Origin of the sequence: Streptomyces sp. Root431 (genome assembly GCF_001426585.1) — a bacterium.
In the GTDB taxonomy this organism is placed as follows: domain Bacteria; phylum Actinomycetota; class Actinomycetes; order Streptomycetales; family Streptomycetaceae; genus Streptomyces; species Streptomyces stackebrandtii.
In genome coordinates, this window is sequence record NZ_LMEI01000012.1 from 163669 (window position 1) to 173020 (window position 9352).

Annotated in this window: 15 protein-coding genes; 3 read left to right on the top strand and 12 right to left on the bottom strand. The window is 66.1% G+C overall.

Going from position 1 to position 9352, the window contains the following annotated elements:
* Positions 1–139: 139 nt before the first annotated feature.
* The 3 genes from map to secY form a co-directional block, all read right to left on the bottom strand.
* Positions 140–991, bottom strand: coding sequence for a type I methionyl aminopeptidase (map, locus tag ASC82_RS22830; protein WP_056651209.1), 852 nt, complete (start codon positions 989–991; stop codon positions 140–142).
* Positions 992–1086: 95 nt separating this feature from the next.
* On the bottom strand, positions 1087–1734 hold the full coding sequence (locus ASC82_RS22835) for an adenylate kinase (RefSeq protein WP_056651212.1): 648 nt from the start codon (positions 1732–1734) through the stop codon (positions 1087–1089).
* A complete protein-coding gene (gene secY, locus ASC82_RS22840) occupies positions 1734–3053 on the bottom strand; it encodes a preprotein translocase subunit SecY (protein WP_056651215.1) in 1320 nt (439 codons plus the stop codon). The genes ASC82_RS22835 and secY overlap by 1 nt, the downstream gene beginning before the upstream one ends.
* A 348-nt stretch (positions 3054–3401) precedes the next feature.
* Here secY and ASC82_RS22845 point away from each other — a divergent pair, with 348 nt between their 5' ends.
* The 3 genes from ASC82_RS22845 (at position 3402) to ASC82_RS22855 (ending at position 5351) form a co-directional block, all read left to right on the top strand.
* Positions 3402–3857 (top strand): hypothetical protein, encoded by a 456-nt coding sequence (locus tag ASC82_RS22845; RefSeq protein ID WP_056651219.1) that lies wholly within the window; start codon positions 3402–3404, stop codon positions 3855–3857.
* Between the two features lie 2 nt (positions 3858–3859).
* Entirely contained in the window at positions 3860–4534 is a 675-nt protein-coding gene (locus ASC82_RS22850; RefSeq protein ID WP_056651222.1) for a hypothetical protein, read from the top strand.
* 178 nt (positions 4535–4712) lie between these two features.
* Positions 4713–5351, top strand: a complete 639-nt coding sequence (locus ASC82_RS22855; RefSeq protein ID WP_157863493.1) for a response regulator transcription factor — start codon at positions 4713–4715, stop codon at positions 5349–5351.
* 100 nt (positions 5352–5451) lie between these two features.
* On the opposite strand, the gene rplO is transcribed toward ASC82_RS22855, so the two are convergent.
* The 9 genes from rplO to rplX all read right to left on the bottom strand — a co-directional run bounded on the left by rplO (position 5452) and on the right by rplX (position 9350).
* Positions 5452–5907 carry a 50S ribosomal protein L15 gene (gene rplO, locus ASC82_RS22860; protein ID WP_024755416.1) on the bottom strand — a complete coding sequence of 152 codons (456 nt, stop codon included), beginning with the start codon at positions 5905–5907 and terminating at the stop codon, positions 5452–5454.
* A 1-nt stretch (position 5908) separates the two neighbouring features.
* Positions 5909–6091 (bottom strand): 50S ribosomal protein L30, encoded by a 183-nt coding sequence (gene rpmD / locus ASC82_RS22865; RefSeq protein WP_024755415.1) that lies wholly within the window; start codon positions 6089–6091, stop codon positions 5909–5911.
* Entirely contained in the window at positions 6091–6693 is a 603-nt protein-coding gene (gene rpsE, locus ASC82_RS22870; protein ID WP_015035588.1) for a 30S ribosomal protein S5, read from the bottom strand. The genes rpmD and rpsE overlap by 1 nt, the downstream gene beginning before the upstream one ends.
* Before the next feature lie 45 nt (positions 6694–6738).
* A complete protein-coding gene (gene rplR / locus ASC82_RS22875) occupies positions 6739–7122 on the bottom strand; it encodes a 50S ribosomal protein L18 (RefSeq protein WP_056651228.1) in 384 nt (127 codons plus the stop codon).
* A 3-nt stretch (positions 7123–7125) separates the two neighbouring features.
* Positions 7126–7665 carry a 50S ribosomal protein L6 gene (gene rplF, locus ASC82_RS22880; protein WP_024755414.1) on the bottom strand — a complete coding sequence of 180 codons (540 nt, stop codon included), beginning with the start codon at positions 7663–7665 and terminating at the stop codon, positions 7126–7128.
* A 21-nt stretch (positions 7666–7686) separates the two neighbouring features.
* Positions 7687–8085, bottom strand: coding sequence for a 30S ribosomal protein S8 (gene rpsH, locus ASC82_RS22885; RefSeq protein ID WP_015035585.1), 399 nt, complete (start codon positions 8083–8085; stop codon positions 7687–7689).
* Positions 8086–8293: 208 nt separating this feature from the next.
* Positions 8294–8479, bottom strand: coding sequence for a type Z 30S ribosomal protein S14 (locus ASC82_RS22890; RefSeq protein ID WP_003948630.1), 186 nt, complete (start codon positions 8477–8479; stop codon positions 8294–8296).
* A gap of 5 nt (positions 8480–8484) precedes the next feature.
* On the bottom strand, positions 8485–9042 hold the full coding sequence (gene rplE / locus ASC82_RS22895; RefSeq protein ID WP_099054322.1) for a 50S ribosomal protein L5: 558 nt from the start codon (positions 9040–9042) through the stop codon (positions 8485–8487).
* Complete coding sequence (gene rplX / locus ASC82_RS22900; protein ID WP_015035583.1) at positions 9039–9350, bottom strand: 50S ribosomal protein L24; 312 nt, start codon at positions 9348–9350, stop codon at positions 9039–9041. Before rplX ends, rplE begins: the two co-directional genes overlap by 4 nt.
* Positions 9351–9352 lie beyond the last annotated feature (2 nt).

Sequence of the window (9352 nt, forward strand, 5' to 3'; positions counted from 1 at the left end):
AATCGGCTACCTTGATCGACTCTCGCCGCCGTATGCGGACACACGGGTACACGAGAGCCGACGCATCAGTCTACGTCAGGCCCCTGGAAAAGACGAATCCGGGAAGTTTGCCCACGGTAGAAGATCATTACTCAACGAACTACGCCAGCGGGTCCGGCGCCGCCGTCACGCCCAACTCCGCCAGCTTCGCCTTGCCGCCATCGACCGCGGTCAGGACCAGGGGGCCCTCCTCGGTGAGGGCGATCGAGTGCTCCCAGTGGGAGGACCAGGTGCCGTCGGTCGTGACGACCGTCCAGTCGTCCTTGAGGACCTCGGTGTGCGGGGTGCCCAGGGAGACCATCGGCTCGATCGCGAGGCAGAGGCCGGGGACCAGCTTCGGGCCCTTGCCGCGCTTGCGGGAGACGTAGTTCAGCAGGTGCGGGTCCATGTGCATCTCGGTGCCGATGCCGTGGCCGCCGTAGTCCTCGACGATCCCGTACCGACCGAGGCTGTGCTCGCCGACCGAGGGACGGGGCTGCCGCTTGATGTACGTCTCGATGGCCTTCGAGATGTCGACGAGGCGGTTGCCGAGCTTCATCGCCGCGATGCCCGCCCACATCGACTCCTCCGTCACCCGGGAGAGCTCGACGAGCTCGGGCGCGTGCCCGGTGCCCACGAAGGCCGTGAAGGCCGCGTCACCGTGCCAGCCGTCCACGATCGCGCCGGCGTCGAGGGAGATGATGTCGCCGTCCTTGAGGACGGTCTTCTCGTCGGGGATGCCGTGGACGACGACCTCGTTCACCGAGGTGCAGATCGTCGCGGGGAAGCCGCCGTACCCGAGGAAGTTCGACTTCGCGCCGTGGTCGGCGATGACCTTCCGCGAGACCTCGTCCAGGTCCCGCGTCGTGGCGCCCGGCACGGCCGCCTCACGGGTCGCCGCGTGGATGGCGGCGACGACCAGCCCCGCCTCGCGCATCTTCGCGATCTGCTCGGGGGTCTTGATCTGCACCATCGTCGGGGGCCCTTCCTTGCGTGTACACGGGACAGAACAACGATACGGCCGCGGCGCCCCTCAAGGGCACCGCGGCCGTATCGAACGAACCGGGGTTACTTCTTCAGCGCGGCCATGGCCTTCGCCGTGACCTCGTTCACCTTGCCGAGCGCGGAGATCGTCACGACCAGGTTCTGCGCCCGGTAGTAGTCGATGATCGGCTCGGTCTGTGTGTGGTAGACCTCCAGGCGCCGGCGGACCGTGCCCTCGGAGTCATCGTCACGCTGGTAGAGCTCGCCGCCGCAGACGTCGCAGACGCCCTCGGTCTTCGGCGGGGTGTACGTCACGTGGAAGACGTGCGCACTGTCGTTGCGGCAGATGCGGCGACCCGCGATCCGCTTCACGACCTCGTCCTCGGGGACCTCCAGGTCCAGGACCGCGTCGAGCTGCATGTCCTCGGCCTTCAGGACCACGTCCAGGGCCTCGGCCTGCGCCACGTTCCGGGGGAAGCCGTCCAGCAGGAAGCCGTTGACGGCGTCGTCCTGGGCCATCCGGTCCTTGGCCATCCCGATGGTCACCTCGTCGGGGACCAGGTCGCCGGCGTCCATGAAGGCCTTGGCCTTGAGACCCAGCTCCGTGCCCTGAGAGATGTTGGCGCGGAACAGGTCACCCGTGGAGATGTGCGGGATCTTCAGTTCCTTGGCAAGGAACGCAGCCTGCGTACCCTTGCCCGCACCGGGCGGTCCGACGAGGACGATTCGCATCAGCGGAGGAACCCTTCGTAATTGCGCTGCTGGAGCTGGCTCTCGATCTGCTTCACGGTCTCCAGCCCCACACCCACGATGATGAGGATGCTCGTCCCACCGAAGGGGAAGTTGGCATTGGCGCCACCGAAGCCTGCCAACGCCATCGTCGGCACAAGAGCGATCAGACCCAAGTACAGCGAGCCCGGCCAAGTGATCCGGTTGAGCACGTAGCTCAGATACTCGGCAGTAGGTCGACCAGCCCGGATACCCGGGATGAAGCCACCATACTTCTTCATGTTGTCGGCGACTTCCTCGGGGTTGAACGAGATCGCCACGTAGAAGAAGGCGAAGAACACGATCAGGAGGAAGTACGTGGCGATGTAGTAGGGGTGGTCACCCTTGACGAAGTGGGCTTCGATCCAGGTCTTCCACCCCGCGGTGGAGTTCGAGAACTGCGCGATCAGCGCCGGGATGTAGAGCAGCGACGACGCGAAGATGACAGGAATCACACCTGCCTGGTTCACCTTGAGCGGGATGTAAGTGGACGTACCGCCGTAGGAGCGCCGGCCGATCATGCGCTTCGCGTACTGCACGGGGATGCGTCGCTGGGCCTGCTCGACGAAGACCACGAGGGCCACCATCGCGAAGCCGACGAGGATCACGGTGCCGAACTCGATCCAGCCGTCGGCGAGGTCGCCCTCGACCTTGATCTTCCACAGGGCGCCCGGGAAGCCGGCGGCGATCGAGATGAACATCAGGATCGACATGCCGTTGCCGATGCCACGGTCGGTGATGAGCTCACCGAGCCACATGACGACGGCGGTGCCCGCGGTCATCGTGAGGACCATCGTGGCGATCGTGAAGATCGACTGGTTGGGCACGACCTGGTCGGCGACGACACAGCCGCTGAACAGCGCACCGCTCTTGGCCGTGGCCACGAGACCCGTGCCCTGGAGGATGGCGAGGGCGATCGTCAGGTAGCGCGTGTACTGCGTGATCTTGGCGGTACCGGACTGACCCTCCTTCTTGAGGGCCTCCAGACGCGGGATCACGACGGTCAGCAGCTGCAGGATGATGCTCGCCGTGATGTACGGCATGATGCCGAGCGCGAAGATGGTGATCTGCAGCAGCGCCCCGCCACTGAACATGTTGACCAGGCCGAACAGGCTGTTGTTGCCCTCGCTGGCCTGCTTGACACACTGCTGAACAGCCTCGTAGCTGACGCCGGGCACCGGGATGTGCGCGCCGAGGCGGTACAGCACGATGATGGCGAGCGTGAAGAGCAGTTTCTTGCGCAGGTCGGGCGTCTTGAACGCCCGGGCGAACGCGGTGAGCACGGTGCCTCCTGCGACCCCCGCGTTACGCGCGTGAGGGTGACGGTTTGTATGCGAGCAAGAACAGAACACGGCAGCCGCACGCCAGAAGCGCAGACTGCCGGGGAAGCTAACAGGCGCTACCATACCCGCCCCCACTGCCTGCGGGAAACGTCTCCGAGGCACGTCAACTCGGTATCGACCGCAGGCGGGCGTCCCGGTCCCCGCCATCCGACTTTCGTCGGGTGCGCCTCCCGACCAAGAGACGTGATGACACGGCGTCCCACCCTCAGAAGACTGCTGCGAGCGGCTCCGGATCCGACCGGCCGGAACCCGCCCACCGCAACGACCACCGTTCTGGGGGAATCACCTGTGAAGAAGTCACTCACCGTCGCGGCCGCCGCGTGCGCCGCACTGCTGCTCGGATCGACCGCCGCCTCGGCCGAAGCCCCTGCCGCGCCGCCGGCCTCCGCACCGAAGGCGGCAGCCGCACCGGTGGCCGCGGCCGCGGGCTGCTACCTGAAGGTGTACACGCCGTGGAAGGAGAACGTCTCTCCCACGGGCGTCAGCGACCACGCCCGCGGCAAGTACCACACGGTGAACAACTGCAGCGCCTGGTACAACACCGCGCTGCTGCAGTACCACCGCTGGGACGGCTGGAACCGCATCGCCGGTACGGAGTGGGTCGGCAACCGCGGGACCAGCTACCTCCAGTGGAAGTGCCAGGGCAAGGGCACCTTCACGTACCGCACGAAGGGCTCCGTACGGGGCGGCAGCCCGGCCCGGGTCGGCTGGGCCACCAGCGCGGAACGCCGATTCACCTGCTGATCGTGAAGCGCCACGCGAAAGCCCTCGCGGGCTGCGTCGCGGTGACGGCCGCGGTCGTGGCCGTCGTCCTCGGCCTCCCCGACGCGGAGCGGAAGGCCGGCGCCGCTGCAGTTGACGACGTCGCCGACACCCGGGCCGGAGCCTCCGTCGCCCGCATCCAGTTCACGGAGGCGGCACCGCTCGACTCCGACCAGTCCGTCATGTCGCACCGAAAGGTGGAGATGTTCGCCGAGCACCGGGGCGACGAGGTGAGCACGCTCCGCTTCGTCGTCACGATCGACGGACGGGTGGCGGAGGAGCGGCTCTGGAGCGCCGACCGCCCCGGGTCCATCACCGCGCGGAACTGGGATTCCTGCACGACCGCGGACGAGCCCACTCCCGCTCCGGAGCCGGACAGCCTGGACGTGATCCTGCGCGGATACTTCGGGCCGCGCGAGGTTCCGCGCGACGCGGAGAAGGACGCCGGCGGCGCGAGCCGCTGGGAGACCCCGACGGGGATGATGCTCATGGCGTACACCGACCTCGGCGGTCCGTACCCGGACCGGGTCGTCGAGATCAAGGGCCCGGACGGCTCGATCGGGTCCACGATCAGCGGCACGCGGATCAGTGACCACCCGTCGCTGCCGGAGTGGCGAGCGGGCTGGCAGGAATGCCGGCCGGTGCCCGGGGCGGTCTGAGCCGACCGGCTCACGACGAGAAGGAAAAGTGCGGCCCATCCCGGTTTCCGGGAAAAGGCCGCACTTTTTTCGTCCTTACGGAGACGGAACATCAGGTACCGCTCAAGTCCCGCGCCGTTGTCACAGGGCCTCGATAGAGTCGTGATCACCCATAGGAAGCGATCGCGAAGTGGGGGAAATGAGCACGCGACACGATGCCCATGTCCTTGTTGCCGACGACAGCCCGGCCCGCACTCTCGGAATCATCCAGATCGTCAGAGAATTCTCGTACGTGAGAACGATCAGCACCAGCAGCTTCAGTGAACTGGCCGACGCGGTCGACCGCACCGCCCCGGACCTCGTCCTGCTCGGTACGGCCGAGTCGCCCGACTCCCCCGACGACGACCTGACCGCCCTCGTCCGGCACCGGACCGGGAACCGTGTCGTCCGCTACATCACGTTCGGCGATCCGGCCCAGACCCGAGTGACGCCTTCCAGTGTCTCGGCGGGCCTCCACGGATTCCTGCCCGACAGCGCGACGCCCGAGGATTTCGACCGCGCCCTTTCCTCGGCCCTCGCGGGATTCACGTATTTCCCTCGCGAAATGACAGAGGAATTGACCGAGCGCCGCATGCGCTTCCCGGAACTGACCCGCCGGGAACAGCAAGTGCTCGATCTGCTTTCCGGCGGGCTCAGCAACCACCGGATCGCGAGATCCCTGGGAATCAAGGAGGCGACGGTGAAGATGTACGTGACCCAGGTGCTGGCCAAGCTCAACGTCGAAAGCCGGCTCCAGGCCTGTCTCAAGGCCCGCGGACTCACCTCGGCCGCGGCCTGAGACCGCCCGGGCCACCGCACCGCACCGCACCGCACACGACAAAAAGCCTGGCCGGCTCCCCCGAGGGGGAACCGGCCAGGCTCAGTGTGTCAGGCCGAACTCAGACGAGCTCGGTGACGGTGCCACCAGCGGCAGCGATCTTCTCCTTGGCGGAGCCGGAGACGGCGTCAACCGAAACCTGCAGCGCCACGGTGATCTCGCCGGTGCCGAGCACCTTGACGAGGCTGTTCTTGCGAACCGCGCCCTTGGCGACCAGGTCGGCCACCGTGACCTCTCCACCCTCGGGGTAGAGAGCGCCGAGCTTGTCCAGGTTCACGACCTGGAACTCGGTGCGGAACGGGTTCTTGAAGCCCTTGAGCTTCGGCAGACGCATGTGGAGGGGCATCTGCCCACCCTCGAAGCGCTGCGGAACCTGGTAACGGGCCTTCGTACCCTTGGTACCACGACCGGCCGTCTTACCCTTGGACGCCTCACCACGACCGACACGGGTCTTGGCGGTCTTGGCACCGGGGGCGGGACGGAGGTTGTGGGCCTTCAGCGGGCTGTTCTCCGCCATGTTATTCAACCTCCTCGACCGTCACGAGGTGGCGGACGGTGTGCACCATGCCGCGGAACTCGGGGCGGTCCTCCTTGACAACCACGTCGTTGACCTTCTTGAGGCCAAGCGAGCGCAGGGTGTCGCGGTGGTTCTGCTTGCTGCCGATGTACGACTTCGTCTGCGTGACCTTGAGGCGAGCCATTACGCACCCGCCCCAGCACGCGCACGGAGCAGAGCCGCGGGAGCGACGTCCTCGAGGGGCAGACCACGGCGAGCCGCGATCTCCTCGGGACGCTGCAGGCCCTTGAGGGCCTCCACGGTCGCGTGCACGATGTTGATCGCGTTGTCGGAGCCGAGCGACTTCGACAGGATGTCGTGAACGCCGGCGCACTCGAGCACCGCGCGCACCGGGCCACCGGCGATAACACCGGTACCGGGGGAAGCAGGCTTCAGCAGGACAACGCCGGCCGCCTTCTCGCCCTGGATCGGGTGCGGGATGGTGCCCTGGATGCGGGGAACCTTGAAGAAGTTCTTCTTGGCTTCCTCGACACCCTTGGCGATGGCCGCGGGAACTTCCTTGGCCTTGCCGTAACCGACACCTACCGTGCCGTCGCCGTCACCGACGACAACCAGGGCGGTGAAGCTGAAGCGACGACCACCCTTGACAACCTTGGCGACGCGGTTGATCGCGACAACGCGCTCAACGTACGCGGTCTTCTCGGCGGCAGCGCCACCGTCGCGGCCCTTCCGGTCCCGCCGCTCGCCGCCACCGGCACCGCTTCCGCGGCGCTGGGGTCCAGCCATTGGATTACCTCTCTCTGTTACGTCCGTTAGTCCCGGAACCGGGGCTTAGAACTTCAGCCCGGCTTCGCGGGCGGCGTCAGCCAGAGCGGCAATGCGCCCGGCGTACCTGTTGCCACCACGGTCGAACACGACAGCCTCGACACCGGCGGCCTTGGCGCGCTCGGCGACCAGGGAACCGACCTGCTTGGCCTGCGCGGACTTGTCACCCTCGCCGCCGCGGATCGACGCGTCCAGGGTCGACGCAGACGCAAGGGTGTGACCCTTGAGGTCGTCGATGACCTGAGCGGTGATACCGCGGTTGGAACGCGTCACGACGAGGCGCGGACGCTCCGCCGTACCCGACACGTTCTTGCGGATGCGGATGTGGCGGCGCTTCTTGGCGGCGCCCTTGTAGGCGTCGCCCTTGGCGATCTTCACACCGTATGCCATGGCTTACTTACCAGCCTTTCCGACCTTGCGGCGGATGACCTCACCCGCATACTTCACGCCCTTGGCCTTGTAAGGGTCAGGCTTGCGAAGCTTGCGGATGTTGGCGGCGACCTCGCCGACCTTCTGCTTGTCGATGCCCTCGACCGAGAACTTGGTCGGCGACTCGACCTTGAACGAGATGCCCTCGGGCGCCTCGACGAGGATCGGGTGGCTGTAGCCGAGCTGGAACTCCAGGTTGGAGCCCTTCGCGGCAACGCGGTAACCGACACCGCTGATCTCGAGCGCCTTCACGTAACCCTGGGTCACACCGGTGATCATGTTGGCCACCAGCGTGCGGGACAGGCCGTGGAGGGCCTTGTTCTGACGCTCGTCGTTCGGACGGTTGACGTTGAGCACGCCATCCTCGCCCTTAACGATCTCGATCGGAGCGGCGACGGTGTGGCTCAGGGTGCCCTTGGAACCCTTCACCGTGACCGTGCGGCCATCGATGGTGACGTCCACGCCGGCGGGAACCTGGATAGGCAGCTTGCCAATACGCGACATGAGCTTTCCTTCCTTTCCCGACTACCAGACGTAGGCGAGGACTTCCCCACCTACGCCCTTCTTGCCTGCCTGCTGGCCGGTCAGGAGGCCGTGGGACGTGGAGATGATCGCCACGCCCAGGCCGCCGAGAACCTTCGGCAGGTTGGTGGACTTCGCGTAAACCCGGAGACCGGGCTTCGAGATCCGCTTGATGCCCGCGATGGAGCGCTCACGGTTCGGACCGAACTTGAGCTCGAGGACGAGGTTCTTGCCGACCTCGGCGTCCTCGACCTTCCAGCCCGTGATGAAGCCCTCCTGCTGGAGGATTTCCGCGATGTGAGACTTGATCTTGCTGTGCGGCATCGTCACGGAGTCGTGGTATGCCGAGTTCGCGTTACGCAGACGAGTCAGCATGTCCGCGATCGGATCAGTCATGGTCATGAATTGGCCTTCGGCCTCTCTCGCCGGGGTTTCCTGTATGCGCCATCCCTCTCCCCACACAGGGGCGGGACGGGTGCGGCGCGGGGACCTACGGCGTAGTAAGTCGTACGGGCGGCGGACGCCCAACCCTCCTAGCCTAAGCCATGGAGGGATGGGCGGCCGCCAACCCAGTGCTTACCGAGAGACTCCGGTCATCCCAAGTAAGGGATTACCAGGAGCTCTTGGTCACGCCCGGCAGCTCGCCACGGTGAGCCATCTCACGGAGGCACACGCGGCACAGGCCGAACTTGCGGTACACGGAGTGGGGACGACCACAGCGCTGGCAGCGCGTGTAGCCGCGCACGCCGAACTTGGGCTTGCGGGCAGCCTTCGCGATGAGAGCCTTCTTCGCCATCTCGCTTACGCCTCCTTGAACGGGAAGCCGAGGTGACGGAGAAGGGCACGGCCCTCAGCGTCGTTGGTCGCCGTGGTCACCACGGTGATGTCCATACCCCGGACACGGTCGATCTTGTCCTGGTCGATCTCGTGGAACATGACCTGCTCCGTGAGACCGAAGGTGTAGTTGCCACGCCCGTCGAACTGCTTGGGGGACAGACCACGGAAGTCGCGGATGCGCGGAAGCGCGAGCGACAGGGTGCGGTCCAGGAACTCCCACATGCGGTCGCCACGGAGGGTGACGTGCGCACCGATCGGCTGGCCCTCACGCAGCTTGAACTGCGCGATGGACTTGCGAGCCTTGGTGACGGCCGGCTTCTGACCGGTGATCGTGGTCAGGTCGCGGATCGCACCATCGATCAGCTTCGAGTCACGGGCGGCGTCGCCGACACCCATGTTGACCACGATCTTCACGAGGCCGGGAACCTGCATGACGTTCTCGTACGAGAACTCCTCACGCAGCTTGCCCGCGATCTCCTCGCGGTACTTCGTCTTGAGACGCGGAGTGGTGGTAGCCATCAGATGTCCTCACCCGTCCGCTTGGCAACGCGGATCTTGTTGCCCTCGTCGTCGAAGCGGTAACCGACACGCGTGACGACCTTCTTGCCGTCCTTCTCAACGACCAGCTGGACGTTGGAGACGTGGACCGGCGCCTCGGTCGTGACGATGCCACCGGCCTGCGACGGGCCGGCCTTGGTGTGCTTCTTGACCCGGTTGACACCCTCGACGAGGACGCGGTTCTCGCGGGGGAAGGCCGTGATGACCTTGCCCTGCTTGCCCTTGTCCTTACCGGTGATGACCTGGACCAGGTCGCCCTTCTTGATCTTCATGC